The following is a 20,205-nucleotide window of genomic DNA, read 5'->3' on the forward strand; positions in this document are numbered from 1 at the left end:
CTTCTTTTGTGCAGGAGAAGCTTGCGATATAGTAAGCGCCTCATTTGGCTGAGTTCGCTTGTTATGGCTTCACGTAGAGATTTCCTGCAACAAAGTGCCCGGCTCTGTGCGTTGGGCACCCTCGGTTCCCCACTGCTGGTCCCGGCCACGGCCGCCGCCCAGACGACCGACCTGGAACCCCCGCCCGACCTGTTCGATGCCCAGCTGCTGGACATCGATTTCTGGATCAAGCCGCGTACCCTGTCGCTGGTGCGCCCGCAAAGCGGCGAGCGCGCCAAGGTGCTGTACTGGAAGGATGGCGAGATCATCGATTCCGCCTACCAGGAGCTGTGCCACATCCTGCGCGACGTGAACGGGCGCGCGTCGGCGCCGATCGATCCCAAGCTGTTCGAGATCCTGTGGGGCACCCAGGCCTTCATCGCGCGCTACGGCATGACCCAGCCGCTCGAGATCCTGTCCGGCTACCGCACCGAGGCGTCCAACAAGCGCCTGGTCGAAGAGGGCGTCCCGGCCGCGCGCAAGTCGCTGCACATGGTGGGCAAGGCGGCGGACATCCGCATCGCCAGCCTGAGCGAGGAAGTGCTCGGCGGGCTGATCCGCAGCTTCCGCCAGGGCGGTGTCGGCTATTACTACCGTGCTGGCCCGAAGGGCGGCTGGATCCATGCCGATACCGGACTGAATCGCACCTGGAAGGGCTGACCCGGCCGCGCTTGACGCGCGCCGACCGGTGCGTCCTCGGCATCGAACTTCGGCTAGTATGAGTTGTCACGGCCAGGGCGGCCGCCCTGGCACTTCATGTCGCTTTTCCAAGGAGGCAATGATGGCAACGATGAATACTCCCACCATGGACCGCAGGACGATGGGCGAACGGCGCACTTCCCTGCATGCGCATGGGCGTTCCGCCATGTCGGCACTCGACTACCTGGCAATGGCGCTCCTGATCATCGGCGGCCTGAACTGGGCGATGGTCGGCCTGTTCGATGTCGACATGGTCGCCACCATCTTCGGCCCGGGCAGCCCGGCAACCCGCATCGTCTACGTGGTGGTGGGCCTGGCGGCGCTGTACGCGATCTACACCACGGCCAAGATGGCCGGCAGCAAGCGCTCGACCTGAGCGGCATGCGCGTCGGGCTGATTTCCGACACGCACGGGTTGCTGCGCCCGGAGGCGCTCGACTTCCTCCGGGGCAGCGACCATATCATCCATGCCGGGGACATCACCGGCCCCGAGATCCTCCCGCCGCTGGCGGCGATCGCGCCGCTGACTGTCGTGCGCGGCAATAACGACCGCGGCGCCTGGGCGCGCGAGATTCCCGAGACCGCCATCCTGCGGCTGGGGCAGGTCGCCATCTACGTGATCCATGACCTGAAGGAATTGACGCTCAATCCGGCCGGCGCGGGCATGCGCGTGGTGGTGTCGGGCCACTCGCACAAGCCGCTGTGCAGCGAGCGGGGCGGCGTGCTGTACGTGAACCCGGGCAGTGCGGGGCGGCGGCGCTTCACGCTGCCGATCTCGGTCGGCGAGCTACTGGTCGATGGCGGGGATGTCAAGGTGCGCCTGGTGACCCTCGACGTCAAATGAACATCCTTGCATGCCGTATTTTCTTCGGTAGGCGATAATGCGGCCAACCGAGGAGACCGCATGACTACCCATACCGACGCATCCATCATCGATTCATGGTCGCGCAACACCGATCCCTGGACCGCCGCCGTGCGGGGAGGCGAGATCGCGTCGCGCGTGCTGGTCACCAACGCTGCGATCGTCGACACCGTGCGCGCGTATGCGCCGGCGACCGGCGTCGACCTCGGCTGCGGCGAAGGCTGGCTGGTGCGGGCCTTGCCCGAGGTGGCATTGCTGGGCGTCGACGCGAGCGCCGGCCTGGTCGAGCAGGCGAGGAAGGCCGGCGGGGGCGAGTTCCGCCAGCTGAGCTATGAAGAGATCGCCGCCGGCGCATTGCAGCTGGCGGCCGACGTGGCGGTCTGTAACTTCTCGCTGATCGGCGACGAGGCCGTGCGCGGGCTGCTGCGCGCCGCACCGACCTACCTGCGGCCCGGCGGGCTGCTGATCGTGCAGACCGTGCACCCGCTGATGGCCTGCGGCGACGCCCCCTATGCCGACGGCTGGCGCGATGGCAGCTGGGCCGGCTTCAGCAGCGCCTTCACCGATCCGGCGCCCTGGTACTTCCGTACGGTCTCGAGCTGGCTCGCGCTGTTCGAGGAACACGGCCTGCGCGTGGTCGAGATGCGCGAACCGCTCCATCCGGAAACGGCCAAGCCGGTGTCGCTGATCCTGGTCGGCCGGCTGGCGTAAAATACGGCTCGTTCCGCTTTTGCCCGCATCACATGAACCTGCCACCCGATACCCCGCAGCCGCGCTTCCGCCCCCGTCCCTGGACCGCATTGGAGACCCCGCAGGACGTCGAATTCTGGATCGACGAGCACAACCGCGCCCTGCAGGAGCTGGTCAAGCCGACCGAGACTGGCGTCGGCATCTGCTTTACCCTGGCCGAAGGCGGCAACGTGTTCATGCAGACGACCGGCGATGCGGTGATCCTCGACGTCGAACCCGAGGCCGACTGGATCGCACCCCTGATCGTCGCGGCCACCGGCGCCGAGCCGCCGCGCGGGCAGCTCTGGGTGCTCCCGGACGACAGGCTGGTGCAGCTGATCCTCGGCCTGTCCACGCTGGTCCTGAGCACCACCCTGGTAGTCGGCCACCCCTTTAGAGCGCGCGGCCGCCACTGAGCGACCCGCGGCGCTTCCCGCCGGCACGGCTTTCGGTTATAAAGTCAGCTCGACTAGGGATGGAGACGATTTGATGGGCAAGCATTCGACCACCGTGGCACGCCGTGCCCTACTTGGCCTGGCGCTGGTGGCCTCGCTGTCGGCACTGGTGCCGGCAGGGGCGGCCGACCTGCTGACGGACGCGAAGGCGCGCGGCACCCTGCGCATCGCGATGGAAGGCACCTACCCGCCCTTCAACTTCAAGGACCCGAAGACCGGCAAGCTGGCCGGCTACGACGTCGACGTCGCGCGCCTGGTCGCGGGCAAGCTGGGCGTCAAACCGGAATTCGTCACCACCGAGTGGGCCGCGATCCTCGCCGGCCTGGCCGCCGGCAAGTACGACGTGATCGTCAGCCAGGTCGGCATCACGCCCAGGCGCGAGCAGGCCTTCGATTTCTCGCGCCCCTATACCTATTCCTTCCCGCAGCTCATCGTGCGCAAGAACGACCGCGCCAGCTACACCAGCCTGAACGACCTGAAAGGCAAGAAGGTCGGCGTGGGGCAGGGCAGCGTGTTCGAGCAGCAGGCCAAGGCGGTGCCGGGCATCGAGGTCAAGAGCTATCCGGCCGCGCCCGAGAACCTGCAGGACCTGGCCTTCGGGCGCATCGATGCGGCGCTCAACGACAGCCTGATGGTGGCTTACCTGCTGCAGCATTCGCAGCTGCCGATCAAGGCCGGCGCACGGGTCGGCGCGCCCGAGCGCATGGGCATCCCTTTCCGCAAGGGCAATCCGCAGTTCAAGGCGGCGGTCGACAAGATCCTCGCGGACGCGGCCGCCGACGGCACCCTGAAGGCGATGTCGCTCAAGTGGTTCGGCACCGACGCCAGCCGCCCGGCCCGATAATGGCGGTCGCGTGGAGTTGATCGCGCTGCTGCGCGAAGCGGCGCCGACCCTGTTGACGGGCGCCGGCTACACCCTGGTGTTCGCGGTGGCCTCGATGATCGGCGGGCTGGCGATCGGCCTGCCGGTGGCGCTGATGCGCATCGCTCCCTGGGCCGCCGTGCGCCTGCCGGCGAGCCTGTACGTGAGCCTCATGCGCGGCACGCCGCTGCTGGTGCAGATCTTCGTCATCTACTATGGCTTGCCGAGCGTCGGCATCGAATTCACGCCGGTGACGGCGGGGGTGCTGGCGCTGTCGCTGAACGCGGGCGCCTACCTGTCGGAAAGCCTGCGCGGTGCGATCCGCGCCGTCAGCGAAGGGCAGTGGCGCGCGAGCTTCAGCCTGGGACTGGGCTACTGGCAGACCCTGCACCACATCGTCATGCCGCAGGCGCTGCGCATCGCGGTGCCCTCGATGAGCAACACGCTCATCAGCCTGATCAAGGACACCTCGCTGGTGTCGGTGATCACCATGACCGAACTGATGCTCGCGACCAAGGAAGTCATTGCGGTGAGCTTCCAGCCACTGCCGCTGTATCTTGCGGCGGCCTGCATCTACTGGGCCTTGAGCCTGTTCTTCGAAGCGATCCAGCGCCGCGCGGAGCGGCGCCTGAACCGCGCGCACGCCGCGCGCTGACCCCAGGGGGGCGGCACGCGGACGCGTGGACGATCAGCGCTTGCCGCGCTGCTGGTCCTGCTGCTGGAATGCGTCGGCGGCTTGCTGGGCGCTTTCGCCCTGACGCTGGCCGCCCAGGTCGTCGAGTGCCGGGGTGCCGCCGGAAGCATGCTGGCCACCGCCTTGCTGATGGTTGCCCTGTTGCTGGCCTTGCTGCTGGCCGCCCTGTTGGCCCATCTGCTGCTGGCCGGACTGCTGGCTGCCCGATTGCTTCCCGCCGGATTGCTGGTTGCCCTCGCGCTGGCCCTGGCCGGCTGCGGACACCAGGTCCTTGCTCGGATCGTTCTGCGAATTGTCCGGTTGCGACTGTTTCTGGTTTGGCTGCTTGTTCATGATCGTCTCCTCATCGAAGATTGTCGAGACACCATCTTAATCCTCCGGCTGACATCGGCAATCGGAGTATGAGAGGAAAGGGCGTAGGACCCTTCGCACGCTCTCGCCTTGAAGAACCAGTACGGAAAAATGCAAAGCGCACCGGCAAGCCTGGCTTGTCGGTGCGCATTGTACTGCGAGGTAAAGAGCGCTCAGCGGCGCCCGGGGTTAAGGATTGCCGCGTTGCTTGTCGATGCTGTTGTCCTGGCTCCAGGCCTGCGATGCATCCTTGGCGGATTCACCCTGGCGCGAACCCAGGTCATCGAGTGCCGGCGTGCCGCCGGAGGCGTGTTGCCCTCCGCTTTGCTGGCTCCCGCCCTGGCCCGACTGGCGGCTGCCTTGTTGCTGCCCCGATTGCTTACTACCTTGTTGCTGCTGTCCCGATTGCTGGCTGCCGCCCTGCTGGCCAGACTGCTGGGAACCCTGTCGGCTTCCCCCCTGCTGCTGCCCGGATTGCATACTGCCTTGCTGCTGTCCCGATGGCATGTTGCCGGACTGTTGCTGGCCGCCCTGGGCGGGTTTGCCGCTCGCGGTATTCATGCTGAGCTCGTCCACGTCATCGTCGTGGCGCGGCCCTTTGACGCCATGTCCTTTGTTTTCACCCATACCAGTCTCCTTGTTTGAGTGTCGATGGGCCCATGATAGCCCCTCGGCGGAAGCAGACAATCGGAATGCGGCACGAACCGTCGTAGGACGGCCCGTACAAAGTCATCAGTAAATGGGAGGGCTTGGCTAGCGTTTTTCCTGCTGCTGGGTTCCATCGCCGGACTGTTGCGAACCCTTTTGCCGGTCCGATTGCAGGTTATCTGGCCGGCTGCGTTCCAGCCGTTCGCGCTGGCGGTTCACGTCGAAGTCGTCGAGCTGGATGTCGCTCAGGCTTCTGTCCCCGGTATCCTTGTTTTCAGGCATGGTGGCCTCCTTGCGTCAGATGTGGTGGAAGCCACATCTTAGGCCGAATGCCGGGGAGGGGGCGCTCAAGGCTGTGCGGGTGCGATGCCGAGTTCGCGCAGGAACTGGTGCGCCGCGCTGTAGGCGCCGACGTGCTGCTCGGCCGTGAAACCGCCGTGGCCGCCGCCCTTGATGGTATGCAGGACGTTGCGCACGCCCGCCTTGTCGAGCGCCGCCTTCAGCCGCAGGCCATGCGCATAGGGCACCAGCGGATCGGCGTCGCCATGGATGGTGAGCACGGCCGGTCCGCCCGCGCGCACATGGCTCAGCGGCGACACCGCGCGCGCCAGCGCCTGGCGCTCGGGCTCCGGCATGCTGCCGAACCAGGCCACTGCGTACGAGCGTACGTTCGGGCCTTGCAGCATGTCGGCGACGTCGGTGATGCCATACCAGTTGATCACCGCCGCCACCTTCGGCGCCACGTTCTGGTACGGTCCGCTCCAGCTGGGCTCGTTGGCCGCGCACTGGCGGGTGGGCGGCGAGTCGGCCGGGATCATGGCCGTGGCGAGGGCCAGGTGGCCGCCCGCCGAGTCGCCCGTGGTCACCACCCTGGACAGGTCGAAGTTGTACTTCTTCGCATTGCGCCCGATCCACTGCAGCGCGCACAGCGTGTCTTCGACTGCGGCCGGGGCGGGCGCCACCTTCGCCAGCCGGTAGCTGACGTTCACGAAGGCGAAACCCATCTCCATGTAGGGCATGGCGGACAGCGCCGCGCCTTCGCGCCGGCCCGCCACCCAGCCGCCGCCATGGAAGTACATCACCACGGGCAGCGGCTTGTCGCTCTTCTTCACCGGCAGGTAGACGTCGAGCTTGAGGTCCTGCCCGCTCGCCGTCAGGTAGGTTACGTTCGCATCGACCCACCAGCCATGGTCGAGCAGGGCGGCACTCTTCACGCCTTCATCGGCCGCTTGCGCGGCCAAGGGCAGGGCCAGCGCGCAGGCCAGGGCGGCGGCGCGCAGACGCGATGTCGTGGTCCGCATCCCGATCACATGTTCGGGTAGTTCGGGCCGCCGCCGCCTTCCGGCGTCACCCAGACGATGTTCTGCGTCGGGTCCTTGATGTCGCAGGTCTTGCAGTGCACGCAGTTCTGGGCGTTGATCTGCAGGCGGTCCTGGCCATCGTCGTTCTTGACGAACTCGTACACGCCGGCCGGGCAGTAGCGCTGTTCCGGGCCCGCATACTTGGCCAGGTTGACGTCCACCGGGATGGCCGCGTTCTTCAGCGTCAGGTGGATCGGCTGGTCTTCGGCGTGGTTGGTGTTCGAGATGAACACCGAGGACAGGCGATCGAAGGTCAGCTTGCCGTCCGGTTTCGGATACGCGATCGGCTTGAATTGCGAGGCGGGCTTCAGGCATTCATGGTCGGCGTGCTGGTGGTGCAGCGTCCACGGCGCCTTGCCGCGGAAGACCATCTGGTCGATGCCGGTCATGATGGTGCCGATGTACAGGCCCTTGCTCATCCACGGCTTGAAGTTGCGTGCGACGTGCAGTTCCTCGTGCAGCCAGCTCTTCTCGAACGCTGCCGGGTAGGAGGCCAGCTCGTCGTGCTGGCGGCCTTCACCCAGCGCGGCAAAGGCGCTTTCCGCGGCCAGCATGCCGGTCTTGATCGCGGCGTGGCTGCCCTTGATGCGGCTAGTGTTCAGGAAGCCGGCGTCGCAGCCGATCAGCGCGCCGCCCGGGAACACCGTCTTCGGCAGCGATTGCAGGCCGCCCGCGGTGATGGCGCGCGCGCCGTACGAGATGCGCTTGCCGCCTTCGAAGTAGTGGCGGATCGCCGGGTGCGTCTTGTAACGCTGGAATTCCTCGTAGGGCGACAGGTAGGGGTTCTGGTAGGCCAGGCCCACCACGAAGCCGACCGCCACCTGGTTGTTCTCCAGGTGGTACAGGAAGGAGCCGCCGTAGGTGTCGTTGTCGAGCGGCCAGCCGGCGGTGTGGATCACCAGGCCCGGCTTGTGCTTGCTCGGATCGATCTCCCACAGCTCCTTGATGCCGATGCCGTAGGTCTGCGGGTCCTTGCCCTTGTTCAGGTCATACTTGGCCATCAGCTGCTTGCCCAGGTGGCCGCGCGAACCTTCCGCGAACAGCGTGTACTTGGCATGCAGTTCCATGCCGAGCTGGAAGTCCGGGCCGGGCTCGCCGTCGCGCTTGACGCCCATGTTGCCGGTGGCGACACCCTTGACCGAGCCGTCCTCGTTGTACAGCACTTCGGCGGCCGGGAAGCCGGGGAAGATCTCGACGCCCAGCGCTTCCGCCTGTTGTCCCAGCCAGCGCGTCACATTGGCCAGCGAGATCACGTAGTTGCCGTGGTTGGTCAGCATCTTCGGGACCATGAAGTTCGGCGTCTTGATCGCGCGGGTCTCGGTGAGTAACAGCACCTGGTCCTCGGTCACCGCGGTGTTCAGCGGCGCGCCTTTTTCCTTCCAGTCCGGGATCAGCTCGTTCAGGGCGATCGGGTCCATGACCGCGCCGGACAGGATGTGCGCACCCAGCTCGCCGCCTTTCTCGAGCACGCAGACCGAGACCTCTTGTCCCTTTTCTGCCGCCAGCTGCTTGAGGCGGATCGCCGCCGACAGGCCCGCGGGACCGCCGCCGACGATGACCACGTCGTACTCCATGGCTTCGCGCGGTCCGTATTGTTCAAGGATGTTGGTTGGCTCAGTCATATGATTATTTTAATAAGAAGGAAAAATTTAAGCACGAGTGTGCACTTTTTTACTGTCGATTGCAACGTTGGGCGCCATTTTACGGACATTATTAGATGCGGCAATCTAATACTGATGATTTGTGTAATCATGATGGCTTCGCAATGGACAAAGAAGGGGAGCCGCGTGGGCATCGAAGTCAATTACGAAGGAAAAATCGCCATGGTCACCGGCGCCTCAAGCGGTCTTGGCGCGCGTTTCGCCAAGGCGCTGGCCGGGGCCGGCGCGCAGGTGGTGCTGGCCTCGCGCCGGGTCGAGCGGCTCAAGGAGCTGCGCGCCGAGATCGAGGCCGACGGCGGCGCCGCCCACGTGGTGCGCCTGGACGTGACCGACCTGGCCAGCATCAAGTCGGCCATCGCGCACGCCGAGACCGAGGCCGGCCCGATCGACATCCTGGTCAACAATTCGGGCGTGTCGAGCACCCAGCGCCTCCTGGACGTCACCGAAGAAGACTACAACTACATCATGGACACCAACCTGCGCGGCGCTTTTTTTGTCGCGCAGCAGACCGCCAAGCGCATGATCCAGCGCGCCAAGGGCGACCCGCGCAAGCAGCACCGCATCGTCAACATCGCTTCGGTCGCGGGCCTGCGCGTGCTGCCGCAGATCGGCGTGTACTGCATGAGCAAGGCCGGCGTGGTGCAGATGACCAAGGCGATGGCGGTGGAGTGGGGCCGCTACGGCATCAACGTCAATGCCATCTGCCCCGGCTACATCTCGACCGAAATGAACGAGGACTACTTCGACACCGAGCAGGGCCGCAAGCTGATCGACATGCTGCCCCGCAAGCGCACCGGCAGGCCGGAAGACCTCGACGGGCTCCTGCTGCTGCTGGCGGCGGACGAGGCCCATTTCATCAATGGCGCCGTCATCACGGCCGACGACGGCATGACGGCGCAGTAATCAAGAACGAGCAACAAAGGAAGCAATGAGCAACAAGCAGTTCGTGCATTCCATGAGGATCCCCATCCGTTGGGGCGACATGGATGCGATGGGTCACGTCAACAACACCGTCTATTTCCGCTATATCGAATCGGCCCGCATCGCGTGGCTGGAACAAAGCGGCGCGCTGGCCGACCCGGCCGCCTCGACCGAGGGCCCGGTCGTCGTCAACGCCTACTGCAGCTTCCTCAAGCAGCTGACCTACCCGGGCGAGATCGAAGTCACGACCTATGTCGGTCCGCCGGGCCGCTCGAGCATCGAAGTCACGCACGAGATCCGGCTGGTCAGTTCGGATGGACAAGCCGGCGCGCTGCATGCCGAAGGCGGCGCCAAGGTGGTGTGGATCGACTTCAAGGCCGAGAAGTCCCGGCCGCTGCCGGAGCGCCTGCGGGCGCTGCTGCCTAGCGCATGAGCGCCGATACCGTTCGCTTCGACGAAGGGCGGCTGGGGATCGAGGACATCGTCGCCATCGCGTATGGCGTGGCGCAACCCGTGCTGTCCGGCGATCCGGCTTTCCGCGCCAGGATCGCGCGCGGCGCCGACTTCCTCGACCGACTGCTGCGCGAGGAGGGCGTCATTTATGGCGTGACCACCGGCTACGGCGACTCATGCACCGTTGCGGTGCCGCTGCACCTGGTCCCCGAGTTGCCGCGCCAGCTCTACACGTATCACGGCTGCGGCCTGGGTGCGTATCTCGATGCCGGGCAGACCCGCGCCGTCATGGCAGCGCGGCTGGCTTCGCTGTGCAAGGGTTATTCAGGCGTGAGTATCGGGCTGCTGGAGCAGATCGTGCGCTTGTTCGGCGCCGGCCTTCTGCCCCTGATCCCGAGCGAGGGATCGGTTGGCGCCAGCGGCGACCTGACACCCCTGTCCTACCTGGCGGCGGTGCTGTGCGGCGAGCGCGAAGTGCTGCGCGACGGCGTGCAGGTGCCGGCCGGGGAGGCCCTGCGCGCGGCCGGCATCGCGCCGCTACGCCTGCGGCCGAAGGAAGGTCTGGCGCTCATGAACGGCACCGCCGTCATGACGGGTCTGGCCTGCCTGGCCTGGGACCGCGCCGCCTACCTGGCCCGGCTGGCGACGCGCATCACCGCGATGGCCTCGTTCGCCCTGGACGGAAACGCCCACCACTTCGACGAGACGCTGTTCTCGGTCAAGCCGCATGCGGGCATGCAGCAGGTAGCAAGCTGGCTGCGCGCGGACCTTGCCTACACCGGACAGGGAGAGCGCAACGGCAAGCGCCTGCAGGACCGCTACTCGATCCGTTGCGCGCCGCATGTCATCGGCGTGCTTGTCGACGCGCTGCCCTTCTTCCGCGCTACGATCGAGAATGAGCTGAACAGCGCCAACGACAATCCCATCATCGACCCTGAGGGCGAACGTGTGCTGCACGGCGGGCATTTCTACGGCGGCCACATCGCGTTCGCCATGGACGGCATGAAGAATGCGGTGGCCAACCTGGCGGACTTGATGGACCGCCAGCTGGCACTGCTGGTCGATACCCGTTACAACGCGGGCCTGCCGGCCAACTTGTCGGGCATGCAGGGAGAGCGCGCGGCGATTTCGCACGGGCTGAAGGCGCTGCAGATTAGCGTCTCGGCGTGGACGGCGGAGGCGCTCAAGCTGACCATGCCGGCCTCGGTGTTCTCGCGCTCGACCGAATGCCACAACCAGGACAAGGTCAGCATGGGGACGATCGCGGCGCGCGATTGCCTGCGGGTGCTGGAACTGACCGAGCAGGTGGGGGCGGCGCTGCTGATCGCGGTGAGTCAAGGAATATGGCTGCGCACTCGCGGCGGGGAAGCCCATGTCGTACCTCGGGCCCTGGCCGCGATGGCGGAGGGTGTCGGGTGCGTGAGTGCACCGATGATCGAGGATCGGCGGCTGGATCAGGAGCTGCGGCTGCTGCTGGACCGGATACGCGCAAAGGACTGGCCCCTCGGTAACTGATCCGATACGACGAGGGCTGCGCCCCCTTCTGCGCGCTGCTGCTTAAATAGGGCCGTGAGCATGCCCTTCCATGGCATGCCGACCTGCAGGAGGAAGCGATGTTCGAAAAGCTTGGCCAGCCCAATTGGGACGCCATGTTCGCAGTCAATACGCCACTCATCGAACTGGCCGTACGCGCCACGGTGCTGTACGCGGTCATCCTGGTCCTGATGCGCCTGATGCCGCGCCGTACCGGCGGCGAGCTGGCGGCCATCGACCTGATTTTCCTGCTCTTGATCGCGGGAGCGGCGTCGAACGCATTCGGCGCCTACGAATCGGTGACGGAAGGGCTGATCCTGATCGCCGTGCTGGTGCTGTGGGATTACGCCCTGAACGCGGCGAGCTACCGCTTCCGCTTCATCGAACGCCTGGTGTCGGCGCCGCCGATTCCGGTGGTCCGCGATGGAAAACTCTTGAGGCGCAACATGCGGCGCGAATTCCTGACCGAGGACGAACTGATGAGTTCCTTGCGGCAGCAGGAAATCACCAGCCTGGACGAGGTCAAGTTGGCCTATATTGAAGGCGACGGCGCCATCACGGTTGTGCGCCGCAGGCACCATGGATGACTGGGCCGAGTCACGATCCCTTGGAGCACTTAACTGTTACGCTGACATGATAGTTTGCAAATTACCGTTGCGTATTTGCCAATCGTTACAATAGGGGAGAATTTCCATTCTTTAATTTCTGTATATTCCGCGGCGTTACTGATGGGCGATGGTCATCCACAGACAAAAAGGAATATATGGACTCATTCAAAACAATAACAGCCGGCGCCTGTATGACTGCGCTTGCGCTGCTCGCCGGTTGCGCTACGCAGACACCACCAGCGCAGGTAAAGGAGGCGCCGCAGTCCACTGCGGAGCAGAAGCGTGCGCAGGCCGAAGTTGCCAATGCCGCGCCTGCACGGCCCGTCTTGAAGCGCAAGATTGCGATCGGGCGCGTGTCGAACGAAACGAACTACGGAAAGTCGTTACTGCGCGACGACGCTGGTGACCCGGTTGGCAAGCAGGTTTCCGATATGCTCGGCAAGGCGCTTACTGAATCAGGCGCCTTCGTAGTACTTGAGCGCAGCGATTTCGCCAAACTTCAGGAGGAAGCGGCGCGTACCGGCATCAAGCAGAACTTGGTCGGCGTTGACGCGCTGATCATGGGTTCGCTGACTGAATTCGGCCGTAAGACCGTTGGCGAATCCGGCTTTGTGTCCGCCACCAAGAAGCAGGTTGCATTTGCCAAGGTCGATGTGCGTCTTGTCGACGCGGTCACCGGACAAAGTTTTTTTGCTGCCTCCGGCGCCGGCGAGTCTTCGACCGAAACTGGTTCTACCTTCGGCTTCGGTTCGCGCGCTTCCTATGACGGCACCCTGAACGACTCTTCGATTCGTCAGGCGATTTCGGAAGTGGTCAACCGGCTTACGACTGAACTCGGCAATCGCCCATGGCAAACCTCGATCATCGCCACCGAGCAGGGTCGCTATTTCATTTCTGGTGGCAAGTCGCAGGGCCTGCGGCCCGGTATGGTGTTCTCCGTGCAGACCCTGGGCCAGAAAGTGAAGTCGCCTCAGACAGGCTTCGAGATTGCGTTACCAGGTCAAGAAGTTGCCCAGCTGCGTATCGATTCACTCTTTGGCGATACTGAAATGAGCGAAGGCGCTGTAGGGAGCCTCGTCAGCGGCTCGTTGCAAGGCTATAAGATCGAACAATTGACAGTGCGTGCGAAGGAGGGCATGTGATGCGGCGCCAATTCCATTCCCTCGCGCTGGCACTCGTGCTTGGCGTGTCTTCGCTTTCTGGCTGCGTGCAAATGCCTACCGAGAAGCAGACGGTGGTTGACCAACGTCCGCAAATTTCGTTCAGGCTTGCCCATGAAGGCCAGGCAGGAGCCCGCGTGTTCCTTGATCGTCTCGACGTCGGCATGGCTGGCGACTACGTCGAAGGAAAGGCCACTCTGCGCGTGCTGCCAGGCACTCATCTGGTTGAAGTTCGCATGGGCAGCCAGGTGCTGCTGAACGAACGCGTGTACCTTGCCGACGGCGTTTCCCGCTCCTTCGGCCTGAATTAGGAGACAAGATGAAATCGATAATCGTACTCCTTGCACTGCTCGTCCTGAGCGGATGCGCGACCCAACGCTCCCTTTACGACTGGGGCGGCTATAACGGCATGCTGTACGAGTCGTACAAGGAGCCCGAGACCACGGCGGCCAACCTGCAGAAACTGCAGGAGCATGTCACCAAGCTCGAGAAGGGCACGCTCAAGGTGGCGCCCGGACTGTACGCTGACCTCGGTACGCTCTATCTCCAGGCAGGAGACCGTGACCGTGCAGTGGAAAACTACCGCAAGGAACGCGCCGTCTGGCCCGAAAGCGCCGGCCTGATGGATGCGCTGATCAAGAACCTGAGCAGCCCGAAAACTGCCCCGGAGGCGAAGACATGAAATCGATCAAGGCATTGATTGCGTTGGTAGCAGCGCTCCTCGTCACCGGTTGCGCTGCACCGGTGGCCAAAACCGATTTGAGCGCTTTTCAGTCAGCCAAACCTCGTTCGATCCTGGTGGTCCCGGCGGTTAATAAATCGCTGGACGTGGATGCGCCCAACTACCTCCTGACCACGCTTAGCCTGCCGCTGGCCGAGAAGGGCTTCTACGTCTTCCCTGTGCATACAGCGAAGACCGTGTTGGAACAGGAGGGCTTCTACGAAGGCGAGGTCGTACACCAACAGCAACCAGAGGCGCTGGCAAAACTGTTCGGGGCCGACGCGGTGCTGTACGTGACGATCAACCGCTGGGACGCCCAGTATGCTGTGTTCGCGACGACCGTTACGGTCAATTTCGACTACCGTATGGTGTCGAAGGACGGTATCGAGTTGTGGTCCGCAAACAAGCAGATGCAGTACACGCCTCAGAACCAGAACACGGGGCATCCTCTCGGGAACCTTATCGCAGCAGCCGTCAGTGCGGCGCTCACGCGTGCGGCTCCGAACTATATGCCGCTTGCCTACATGGCGAACGACCAGGTGTTCATCAACGGCCCGACCGCAATCCCCGACGGCCCCTACCGCGCACCCAATTAATGACGTCGGCAGCGCGGTTTTCCGCGCTGCCAAGCTCAGCGCGCCCCGACCAGCTTGTGCACCAGCTCCGACGAGGTCGATGCGGCGAACTTGCGCATCAGGCTGGCGCGGTGCATCTCCACCGTGCGCGGGCTCAGGTCGGTATCGCGCGCGATCATCTTGCTGGTCTTGCCTTCCACCAGCAGCGCCGCGATCTCGCGTTCGCGCGGGGTCAGCTCGGCCGACACCGGCCGTTTTTCGCTCACGTCCTCGAAGGTCCAGACGCCGGCGCCGAGCGGCAGGCCCGGATCGAGCGCGCTCCCGGTGACGTGGCACCAGAACAGCTCGCCGCTGGCGCGGCGCATGATGCGCTCGTCGGAATAGCGCCCCTTGGCGTTCATGATCGGCACGATGCGGTCGCCCGTGCGCAGGAATTCGTCCATCGTGGGGTAGAGCACGCTGAAGGACTTGCCGTTCAGGTCTCCCTCGGCGTAGCCGAACATGCTTGCCAGGGCCCGGTTGCAGGACTGGATCACGCGATCGGCCGAGACGCACATGCCCACCGGCGCGTGCTGGAAGATCATCTCGTAATCGATGGCGCTGGATGGGGTCACTTGAGGTGGATCGACTGCTCGGTTCATGGACGGGGCCGCCCGTATTTCTACGGTATTGTTATTCAGTACAGCGTATTTTATGCTGAGACTCAAGGGCACCCCGAAAAACCTGCTGCGCGTTGCATTTGCGATCTGCGATGCTCGTCATACCGCCGTACGACTGCGCTTCTCGATCGCAACTGCTGCCGCTCGCGACGGTTTTTCGAGGTGCCCTCTACTCTGTAGTACAGAAGAGCTTTTCGCTTAACCTATAAAAGGGACGGGTATGAACAAAGTGTATCCTGATGCGAAGTCGGCGCTCGCCGGCATCGTTGCAGACGGCCAGACCATCGCCGTGGGCGGCTTCGGCCTGTGCGGCATTCCGGAAGCGCTGATCGCGGCGCTCCGCGATTCCGGCGTCAAGAATCTGACGGCCATTTCGAACAATGCGGGCGTGGACGGCTTCGGCCTGGGCCAGCTGCTGGAAACCCGCCAGATCAAGAAGATGATCTCCTCCTACGTCGGCGAAAACAAGGAATTCGCACGCCAGTTCCTGGCCGGCGAACTCGAGCTCGAATTCACCCCGCAGGGCACGCTGGCCGAGAAGCTGCGCGCCGGCGGCGCCGGCATTCCGGCCTTCTACACCAAGACCGGCTACGGCACCATCGTCGCCGAAGGCAAGGAAACCCGCGAATTCGACGGCGAGCACTACGTGATGGAACGTTCGCTGCTGCCGGACGTCTCGCTGGTGAAAGCATGGAAGGCCGACAAGGCCGGCAACCTCCTGTACCGCAAGACCGCGCGCAACTTCAACCCGAACGTGGCCACCGCGGGCAAGATCTGCATCGTGGAAGTCGAAGAGCTGGTCGAGATCGGCGAGATCGATCCGGACCAGGTGCACACCCCGAGCATCTTCGTGCACCGCATCGTGCATAACCCGACGCCGGAAAAGCGCATCGAACAGCGCACCGTGCGCGCCAACTGAGACTAGAGCGGAGACAGAAACATGGCATGGACTCGTGATGAAATGGCCGCGCGCGCGGCGAAGGAACTGCAGGACGGTTTCTATGTGAACCTGGGCATCGGCCTGCCGACCCTGGTGGCGAATTACGTCCCCAACGATATCGAGGTTTTCCTGCAGTCGGAAAACGGCCTGCTGGGCATCGGCCCCTTCCCGACGGAAGACGAAGTGGACGCCGACCTGATCAACGCCGGCAAGCAGACCGTCACGGCGCTGCCGGGCGCTGCCTATTTCAGCTCGGCCGATTCCTTCGGCATGATCCGCGGCGGCAAGATTAACCTGGCGATCCTGGGCGCGATGCAGGTGTCCGAGCGCGGCGATCTCGCCAACTGGATGATCCCGGGCAAAATGGTGAAGGGCATGGGCGGCGCGATGGACCTGGTGGCCGGCGTCAAGCGCGTGGTCGTGGTGATGGAGCACGTCGCCACCGCCAAGGACGGCTCGACCAGCCACAAGATCCTGCCGAAATGCGACCTGCCGCTCACCGGCGTCGGCGTGGTGGACCGCATCATCACCGACCTGGGCGTCCTCGACGTCACCTATACCGGCCTCAAGCTGGTGGAACTGGCGCCGGGCGTGACGACCGAGCAGGTGCTGGCGGCGACCGGCTGCGAGCTGGACGTCTCGGCGCTCTGAAAGAAAAAGCGCGGGGGCGGCATTGTCGGCCCCGCGCTTGTGCAAGCGGGCCCGCAGGTCGACTGCGGGCTTTTTATTTCAGGGCGTCCAGGCGCTGGCGCAGCCGCTGCGCATGCCCTTCATTTGCGGGTGACTTCAACAGTTCGGTCAGCGCCAGGCGCTCGGCCGTGCGCAGCGCGTCCTCCGCAGCGACCTTCACGTCCGGCACCACGCCAGTGCCTTCCCAGTTGGTCTTGCTGATCGGGTTGATCGCCCGGCCGGCGGGGATGAAGGCCGCCATGTGCTGGTGGACGCGGTGCACGCCGCCCGGATGCGCGCCGCCGCCGGTGGTTTCGCCGACGATCACGCCACGGCGCAGCTGCTGCAGGTTGTAGCTGAATTCCTCGGCGCCCGAAAAGGTCGTCTTGCTGGTCAGGACGTAGATCTTCTTGGCGCCACCAAACTTCCTCCCGGGCGCATCCTCCTCGGTCCAGAACGCCTCCGTGCGGCCGCCTTCACGCCAGTACATGTCGTTCAGGTGGGTGCGCTTGTCGAACAGGTAGCTGGACATGAAGGCGACCGCGTGGGGATCGCCACCGCCGTTGTGTCGCAGGTCGACGATGAGCGCGTCGGTGTCCGCCACCAGGTTCATCATTGCGCTCAGCGCGGGCTTGGCGGCCGAGGCCTGCGGGAAGCTGCGCAGGTCGATATAACCGATGTTGCCGGGCAGGGTTTCCACCTTGCGGATGTCGTAGTTGCGCGACTTCAGGAACTCGGCGAACTGGCGCTCCTGCTCGGGCGTCGGGCCGCGTTTGCCGGTGCTGGTGTCCGGAGGCATGGGCCTCGCCTGGTAGCGCACGCCAAGGTGCTTGTCCCCGGTCGGCTGGCGCAGGTCTTCGGTGAGCATTTCTGCGAAGGCGGTAAGATCCTTGGCGGTGCGGTAGGCGCCGCTTTGCTCGCGCGCGTTCAGGCGTTCGACGATCTGCCTCGCCTTGTCCGGGAAGACGTAGATGTCGCTGACCTTTGCGCCGAGTTCGGCGATCACGGCCTTGCGGGTTGCCTCGTCGACCTCGGCCCTGGCATCGCAGGCGAGGGAAGCGAGTATGCAGGGTACGAGCAGCAGGGTACGAATCGGGTGCATGTGGATCCTATGGGTAAAGGAAACGTCGGTAAGCGTGAACTTATTCTTGCTAGCTCAAAGTGTTATTTTTACCTCATGGTAGCAATGGCGCTTCGTCTCGGCAATTCGATGCGCATAAACTGGCAAGCTGAGCGGCGTGGACGCGGTATACGGAAACGGGCGGCTTGCGCCGCCCGCCAAACATGCAAGTCCGGATGCGCAAGCGCCGGGGCTGCTTTCTATTCCGGCGTCCAGACGTACTGGACGCCCACCCATGCACGCACCGGCTTGCCCTCAAGCGTCGCCGGCTTGAATCTGCATTTGGCCAGTCCCGAGCGCGCCGCCTCGTCGAGGCTGGCATAGCCGCTTGATTTCTGGATTTTCGACTCCACGACCCACCCGTCGGCGCCGATGAGGAATTGCATCGTGACCGTGCCGGCGTTCTTCAGTCGTGCATCTTCCTCGGGATAGATCGGCCTGCTGCAGGTGCTGGTGTCCACCAGGGGGCGCGGAACCGGCGCCGCGCCGTCCGGGGCGGCCTGCGCCAGGCCGGTCGATGCGGCCACTGCCACAAGCAAGACGGATGAGAGGCTGCGACGCTGCGTGTGCCGCAGCAGGGTGACAAAACGGGTGATGCCGGTCATGCGTTCTCCTCTATCGGTCGGCGTGTCACGCCAGGGATGGGCGGGCGTCCCCGCGAATCCTCCAAGCGTAACACGCGCATTGCCGCTTACTCCAGCGTCCAGACGTACTGCACCGCGGTCCAGGCCTCGACCGGCTTGCCCTTGGCCGTGGCCGGCTTGAACGTGCACTTGGTCAGTGCGGTATGTGCGGCCTCGTCGAGCGCCACGTGGCCGGACGATTTGGTGACCTTCGATTCCTTTACCTTGCCGTTCTTGCCGACCAGGAAGCCGAGGGTGACGGTGCCGGTATGCTGCAGCTTGATCGATTCGGCCGGGTAGTGCGGCCGCTTGCAGGTGTCGAAGTTGGCCACGGCCTCGCTATCCTTCTTGACCGGCGTCGTGGGCGCCGCATGGGCAAAGCTTGCGGCGCCGATGACCAGTCCCAGTACGGGAATGGCCGCCTTCCAGTTCAACGCTTGCGTATCGGGACGAACCAATCGTTTGATGCGTGACATAAGATCTCCTCCGTTGGCCGCCTGGGCCAGGTGGTGGGTTGAGAACTGGAGTTTTTCCAGTTCGGATAGGGCCAGGGCCAGGCGCCGCGGTTCGCCCAGTATCCTTGCCGCGTGATCGTCGGCGATCTGTTCCCGCTCCACTCGGATGCGGCTTGACATCCACCAGACCGCTGGGTGGTAGAAGAGCAGGGTCTCGACCAGGTTCTGGCCGAGGTTGACGAGGTAGTCGTGCCGCTTGATGTGGGCCAGTTCATGGGCCAGCAGCGCTTCCAGCAGGTGGGCCGGCATGCCGGACACGAGCGAGGCGGGCACCAGCACGACCGGCCGCCACCAGCCGGCGGTAATCGGGCTGCCGAGGCGTTCGACCACGCGCAGGCGTACGGCCCGGTCGATGCCGAACCCTGTCGCCATGCGTTCGATGCGCGCCTGCCACGCCGGGCCGACGCGCTCGTGCGTGGCGGCGCGCTCGATCCACAGCAGCCCGGCTACCATGCGCAGGGCCATCGCCAGGGCGCACACGGCCCAGGTGCCCACGATCCAGGTCAGCTGGTCCGCCAGCAGGGCGCCCCAGCCCTCGTCGACGGGCGAGCCGGCGATCAAGCCGGCGGCGAACAGCACCATCGCATCGCCACCGCCGCCGCCGCCGCCCTGCAGGCGCAGCGCCAGCTCAAGAGCGGGCCAGGCCAGGCACAGGAACAGGCCAGTGCAGGCGACCAGGTAGCGCGATTCGGGGCGCCTGTTGCGCAGCACGGTCAGCAGGGTGGCGGTGGCGCAGCCGATCAGCGCGCCCTGCCACAGGAAGTGGACCAGGGTCCAGCCGACGCTGGCGACGAGGTCGGCGGCGTTCATTTCTTCACCCCGGCCTTGTCCTCCGGCTTGTCGTCACGCAGCAGTTCCTCGATCTCTTCCCGTTCCTTCTTCGAGATGCCGGTCTTCAGCGCGGCCAGCACCAGGGCCTTGGCCGAACCGGCGAAGGCGCGCTGCATCAGGTCCTTCAACAGGTTGCTCTCGACCGAGTCCTGGGCGTGGGCCGGGGCATAGACGTGCGAGCGTTCGCTCTCGTCGCGCACCAGGAGGCCCTTGCCGTGCATGATCTGCATCAGGCGCAGCACGGTGGCGTAGGTGACCTCGGGCTTGGTCTTCTGCATTTCCTGGTGCACCTGCTTGGCGGTGCCCGAGGCCATCGGCCACAGGACTTGCAGCAGTTCGAGTTCGGCCGGGGTCGGCTTGGGGGTATCGGGTTTGCGTGGCATGAGCGTCCTCATTGGTTTGGTCGGATCTAGAATAGTGTGTCTAGACACCGGTGTCTACTCTTTTCGCGTACCGTGCATGCTTTATGCGCGATGAGTAAGAGCCCCGAACGAAGACGAAAAAAAACCGCATCCGG

General features: G+C 64.6%; 27 protein-coding genes. 17 read left to right on the forward strand and 10 right to left on the reverse strand.

Annotated elements, in window-relative coordinates; translation table 11 throughout:
* The first annotated feature begins 63 nt into the window (after window positions 1–63).
* From FG94_RS02795 to FG94_RS02825, 7 genes are all read left to right on the forward strand, one after another.
* A complete protein-coding gene (locus FG94_RS02795; protein ID WP_036206810.1) occupies window positions 64–699 on the forward strand; it encodes a DUF882 domain-containing protein in 636 nt (211 codons plus the stop codon).
* A 130-nt stretch (window positions 700–829) separates the two neighbouring features.
* Window positions 830–1,114, forward strand: coding sequence for a DUF378 domain-containing protein (locus tag FG94_RS02800; RefSeq protein WP_229445833.1), 285 nt, complete (start codon window positions 830–832; stop codon window positions 1,112–1,114).
* A gap of 5 nt (window positions 1,115–1,119) precedes the next feature.
* A complete protein-coding gene (locus FG94_RS02805; protein WP_036206813.1) occupies window positions 1,120–1,581 on the forward strand; it encodes a metallophosphoesterase family protein in 462 nt (153 codons plus the stop codon).
* Between the two features lie 60 nt (window positions 1,582–1,641).
* Window positions 1,642–2,310 (forward strand): bifunctional 2-polyprenyl-6-hydroxyphenol methylase/3-demethylubiquinol 3-O-methyltransferase UbiG, encoded by a 669-nt coding sequence (locus FG94_RS02810; protein ID WP_036206816.1) that lies wholly within the window; start codon window positions 1,642–1,644, stop codon window positions 2,308–2,310.
* A gap of 32 nt (window positions 2,311–2,342) precedes the next feature.
* A complete protein-coding gene (locus FG94_RS02815) occupies window positions 2,343–2,744 on the forward strand; it encodes a hypothetical protein (RefSeq protein ID WP_036206819.1) in 402 nt (133 codons plus the stop codon).
* Between the two features lie 73 nt (window positions 2,745–2,817).
* Window positions 2,818–3,627: a transporter substrate-binding domain-containing protein gene (locus tag FG94_RS02820; protein WP_036206821.1), complete on the forward strand. Its 810-nt coding sequence runs from the start codon at window positions 2,818–2,820 to the stop codon at window positions 3,625–3,627.
* A gap of 10 nt (window positions 3,628–3,637) precedes the next feature.
* Window positions 3,638–4,300 (forward strand): amino acid ABC transporter permease, encoded by a 663-nt coding sequence (locus FG94_RS02825; protein ID WP_036206824.1) that lies wholly within the window; start codon window positions 3,638–3,640, stop codon window positions 4,298–4,300.
* A 33-nt stretch (window positions 4,301–4,333) separates the two neighbouring features.
* Here FG94_RS02825 and FG94_RS27805 read toward each other — a convergent pair whose 3' ends face one another.
* The 5 genes from FG94_RS27805 to FG94_RS02845 all read right to left on the reverse strand — a co-directional run bounded on the left by FG94_RS27805 (window position 4,334) and on the right by FG94_RS02845 (window position 8,321).
* On the reverse strand, window positions 4,334–4,672 hold the full coding sequence (locus tag FG94_RS27805; protein WP_051996073.1) for a hypothetical protein: 339 nt from the start codon (window positions 4,670–4,672) through the stop codon (window positions 4,334–4,336).
* 207 nt (window positions 4,673–4,879) lie between these two features.
* The gene (locus FG94_RS27060; protein ID WP_152570820.1) at window positions 4,880–5,317 is read right to left on the reverse strand and encodes a hypothetical protein; all 438 of its coding nucleotides are present in this window, start codon (window positions 5,315–5,317) and stop codon (window positions 4,880–4,882) included.
* 126 nt (window positions 5,318–5,443) lie between these two features.
* Window positions 5,444–5,620, reverse strand: a complete 177-nt coding sequence (locus tag FG94_RS27590) for a hypothetical protein (protein WP_161783931.1) — start codon at window positions 5,618–5,620, stop codon at window positions 5,444–5,446.
* A gap of 65 nt (window positions 5,621–5,685) precedes the next feature.
* Window positions 5,686–6,639, reverse strand: a complete 954-nt coding sequence (locus FG94_RS02840) for an alpha/beta hydrolase (RefSeq protein ID WP_036206830.1) — start codon at window positions 6,637–6,639, stop codon at window positions 5,686–5,688.
* 5 nt (window positions 6,640–6,644) lie between these two features.
* A complete protein-coding gene (locus FG94_RS02845) occupies window positions 6,645–8,321 on the reverse strand; it encodes an electron transfer flavoprotein-ubiquinone oxidoreductase (protein ID WP_200879938.1) in 1,677 nt (558 codons plus the stop codon).
* A gap of 132 nt (window positions 8,322–8,453) precedes the next feature.
* Between FG94_RS02845 and FG94_RS02850 the strand changes: the two genes are divergently transcribed.
* The 8 genes from FG94_RS02850 (at window position 8,454) to FG94_RS02885 (ending at window position 14,352) form a co-directional block, all read left to right on the forward strand.
* Window positions 8,454–9,263: an SDR family oxidoreductase gene (locus tag FG94_RS02850; protein WP_307189282.1), complete on the forward strand. Its 810-nt coding sequence runs from the start codon at window positions 8,454–8,456 to the stop codon at window positions 9,261–9,263.
* Between the two features lie 25 nt (window positions 9,264–9,288).
* Window positions 9,289–9,714, forward strand: coding sequence for a thioesterase family protein (locus tag FG94_RS02855; protein WP_036206836.1), 426 nt, complete (start codon window positions 9,289–9,291; stop codon window positions 9,712–9,714).
* Complete coding sequence (gene hutH, locus FG94_RS02860) at window positions 9,711–11,249, forward strand: histidine ammonia-lyase (RefSeq protein WP_036206837.1); 1,539 nt, start codon at window positions 9,711–9,713, stop codon at window positions 11,247–11,249. Before FG94_RS02855 ends, hutH begins: the two co-directional genes overlap by 4 nt.
* A 98-nt stretch (window positions 11,250–11,347) precedes the next feature.
* Complete coding sequence (locus tag FG94_RS02865) at window positions 11,348–11,854, forward strand: DUF421 domain-containing protein (RefSeq protein WP_036206838.1); 507 nt, start codon at window positions 11,348–11,350, stop codon at window positions 11,852–11,854.
* A gap of 176 nt (window positions 11,855–12,030) precedes the next feature.
* Window positions 12,031–13,017: a CsgG/HfaB family protein gene (locus FG94_RS02870; protein ID WP_051996074.1), complete on the forward strand. Its 987-nt coding sequence runs from the start codon at window positions 12,031–12,033 to the stop codon at window positions 13,015–13,017.
* The gene (locus tag FG94_RS02875; RefSeq protein WP_051996076.1) at window positions 13,017–13,346 is read left to right on the forward strand and encodes a hypothetical protein; all 330 of its coding nucleotides are present in this window, start codon (window positions 13,017–13,019) and stop codon (window positions 13,344–13,346) included. The genes FG94_RS02870 and FG94_RS02875 overlap by 1 nt, the downstream gene beginning before the upstream one ends.
* Window positions 13,347–13,354: 8 nt before the next feature.
* Complete coding sequence (locus FG94_RS02880; protein WP_036206840.1) at window positions 13,355–13,717, forward strand: DUF4810 domain-containing protein; 363 nt, start codon at window positions 13,355–13,357, stop codon at window positions 13,715–13,717.
* Window positions 13,714–14,352, forward strand: a complete 639-nt coding sequence (locus FG94_RS02885) for a GNA1162 family protein (protein ID WP_036206842.1) — start codon at window positions 13,714–13,716, stop codon at window positions 14,350–14,352. Before FG94_RS02880 ends, FG94_RS02885 begins: the two co-directional genes overlap by 4 nt.
* Before the next feature lie 35 nt (window positions 14,353–14,387).
* Here FG94_RS02885 and FG94_RS02890 read toward each other — a convergent pair whose 3' ends face one another.
* Complete coding sequence (locus FG94_RS02890; RefSeq protein ID WP_200879939.1) at window positions 14,388–14,972, reverse strand: PAS and helix-turn-helix domain-containing protein; 585 nt, start codon at window positions 14,970–14,972, stop codon at window positions 14,388–14,390.
* A gap of 238 nt (window positions 14,973–15,210) precedes the next feature.
* Between FG94_RS02890 and FG94_RS02895 the strand changes: the two genes are divergently transcribed.
* Together FG94_RS02895 and FG94_RS02900 are read left to right on the forward strand one after the other, a co-directional pair.
* Window positions 15,211–15,909, forward strand: a complete 699-nt coding sequence (locus FG94_RS02895; protein ID WP_036206847.1) for a CoA transferase subunit A — start codon at window positions 15,211–15,213, stop codon at window positions 15,907–15,909.
* A 21-nt stretch (window positions 15,910–15,930) separates the two neighbouring features.
* Complete coding sequence (locus FG94_RS02900) at window positions 15,931–16,581, forward strand: 3-oxoacid CoA-transferase subunit B (protein WP_081925750.1); 651 nt, start codon at window positions 15,931–15,933, stop codon at window positions 16,579–16,581.
* A 73-nt stretch (window positions 16,582–16,654) separates the two neighbouring features.
* On the opposite strand, the gene FG94_RS02905 is transcribed toward FG94_RS02900, so the two are convergent.
* The 4 genes from FG94_RS02905 to FG94_RS02920 form a co-directional block, all read right to left on the reverse strand.
* Complete coding sequence (locus FG94_RS02905) at window positions 16,655–17,701, reverse strand: S41 family peptidase (protein ID WP_051996078.1); 1,047 nt, start codon at window positions 17,699–17,701, stop codon at window positions 16,655–16,657.
* 218 nt (window positions 17,702–17,919) lie between these two features.
* On the reverse strand, window positions 17,920–18,324 hold the full coding sequence (locus FG94_RS02910; RefSeq protein WP_229445834.1) for an energy transducer TonB: 405 nt from the start codon (window positions 18,322–18,324) through the stop codon (window positions 17,920–17,922).
* An 86-nt stretch (window positions 18,325–18,410) separates the two neighbouring features.
* Window positions 18,411–19,667, reverse strand: coding sequence for a M56 family metallopeptidase (locus tag FG94_RS02915; protein ID WP_036206850.1), 1,257 nt, complete (start codon window positions 19,665–19,667; stop codon window positions 18,411–18,413).
* Window positions 19,664–20,071, reverse strand: coding sequence for a BlaI/MecI/CopY family transcriptional regulator (locus FG94_RS02920; protein ID WP_036206852.1), 408 nt, complete (start codon window positions 20,069–20,071; stop codon window positions 19,664–19,666). The genes FG94_RS02915 and FG94_RS02920 overlap by 4 nt, the downstream gene beginning before the upstream one ends.
* Window positions 20,072–20,205: the final 134 nt, after the last annotated feature.

The organism is Massilia sp. LC238 (assembly GCF_000735635.1).
GTDB lineage: Bacteria > Pseudomonadota > Gammaproteobacteria > Burkholderiales > Burkholderiaceae_D > Telluria > Telluria varians.

Excerpts from the sequence above, each read along its gene's own strand:
- FG94_RS02845 (WP_200879938.1), bottom strand. The coding sequence starts at position 8,321 with ATGACTGAGCCAACCAACATCCTTGAACAATACGGACCGCGCGAAGCC.
- FG94_RS02865 (WP_036206838.1), top strand. The coding sequence starts at position 11,348 with ATGTTCGAAAAGCTTGGCCAGCCCAATTGGGACGCCATGTTCGCAGTC.
- FG94_RS02895 (WP_036206847.1), top strand. The coding sequence starts at position 15,211 with ATGAACAAAGTGTATCCTGATGCGAAGTCGGCGCTCGCCGGCATCGTT.
- FG94_RS02915 (WP_036206850.1), bottom strand. The coding sequence starts at position 19,667 with ATGAACGCCGCCGACCTCGTCGCCAGCGTCGGCTGGACCCTGGTCCAC.
- FG94_RS27590 (WP_161783931.1), bottom strand. The coding sequence starts at position 5,620 with ATGCCTGAAAACAAGGATACCGGGGACAGAAGCCTGAGCGACATCCAG.
- FG94_RS02800 (WP_229445833.1), top strand. The coding sequence starts at position 830 with ATGAATACTCCCACCATGGACCGCAGGACGATGGGCGAACGGCGCACT.
- FG94_RS02815 (WP_036206819.1), top strand. The coding sequence starts at position 2,343 with ATGAACCTGCCACCCGATACCCCGCAGCCGCGCTTCCGCCCCCGTCCC.
- hutH (WP_036206837.1), top strand. The coding sequence starts at position 9,711 with ATGAGCGCCGATACCGTTCGCTTCGACGAAGGGCGGCTGGGGATCGAG.
- FG94_RS02810 (WP_036206816.1), top strand. The coding sequence starts at position 1,642 with ATGACTACCCATACCGACGCATCCATCATCGATTCATGGTCGCGCAAC.
- FG94_RS02855 (WP_036206836.1), top strand. The coding sequence starts at position 9,289 with ATGAGCAACAAGCAGTTCGTGCATTCCATGAGGATCCCCATCCGTTGG.
- FG94_RS02900 (WP_081925750.1), top strand. The coding sequence starts at position 15,931 with ATGGCATGGACTCGTGATGAAATGGCCGCGCGCGCGGCGAAGGAACTG.
- FG94_RS02870 (WP_051996074.1), top strand. The coding sequence starts at position 12,031 with ATGGACTCATTCAAAACAATAACAGCCGGCGCCTGTATGACTGCGCTT.
- FG94_RS02805 (WP_036206813.1), top strand. The coding sequence starts at position 1,120 with ATGCGCGTCGGGCTGATTTCCGACACGCACGGGTTGCTGCGCCCGGAG.
- FG94_RS02840 (WP_036206830.1), bottom strand. The coding sequence starts at position 6,639 with ATGCGGACCACGACATCGCGTCTGCGCGCCGCCGCCCTGGCCTGCGCG.
- FG94_RS02890 (WP_200879939.1), bottom strand. The coding sequence starts at position 14,972 with ATGAACCGAGCAGTCGATCCACCTCAAGTGACCCCATCCAGCGCCATC.
- FG94_RS02820 (WP_036206821.1), top strand. The coding sequence starts at position 2,818 with ATGGGCAAGCATTCGACCACCGTGGCACGCCGTGCCCTACTTGGCCTG.
- FG94_RS02795 (WP_036206810.1), top strand. The coding sequence starts at position 64 with ATGGCTTCACGTAGAGATTTCCTGCAACAAAGTGCCCGGCTCTGTGCG.
- FG94_RS02880 (WP_036206840.1), top strand. The coding sequence starts at position 13,355 with ATGAAATCGATAATCGTACTCCTTGCACTGCTCGTCCTGAGCGGATGC.
- FG94_RS02885 (WP_036206842.1), top strand. The coding sequence starts at position 13,714 with ATGAAATCGATCAAGGCATTGATTGCGTTGGTAGCAGCGCTCCTCGTC.
- FG94_RS27805 (WP_051996073.1), bottom strand. The coding sequence starts at position 4,672 with ATGAACAAGCAGCCAAACCAGAAACAGTCGCAACCGGACAATTCGCAG.
- FG94_RS27060 (WP_152570820.1), bottom strand. The coding sequence starts at position 5,317 with ATGGGTGAAAACAAAGGACATGGCGTCAAAGGGCCGCGCCACGACGAT.
- FG94_RS02905 (WP_051996078.1), bottom strand. The coding sequence starts at position 17,701 with ATGCACCCGATTCGTACCCTGCTGCTCGTACCCTGCATACTCGCTTCC.
- FG94_RS02875 (WP_051996076.1), top strand. The coding sequence starts at position 13,017 with ATGCGGCGCCAATTCCATTCCCTCGCGCTGGCACTCGTGCTTGGCGTG.
- FG94_RS02920 (WP_036206852.1), bottom strand. The coding sequence starts at position 20,071 with ATGCCACGCAAACCCGATACCCCCAAGCCGACCCCGGCCGAACTCGAA.
- FG94_RS02850 (WP_307189282.1), top strand. The coding sequence starts at position 8,454 with ATGGCTTCGCAATGGACAAAGAAGGGGAGCCGCGTGGGCATCGAAGTC.
- FG94_RS02910 (WP_229445834.1), bottom strand. The coding sequence starts at position 18,324 with ATGACCGGCATCACCCGTTTTGTCACCCTGCTGCGGCACACGCAGCGT.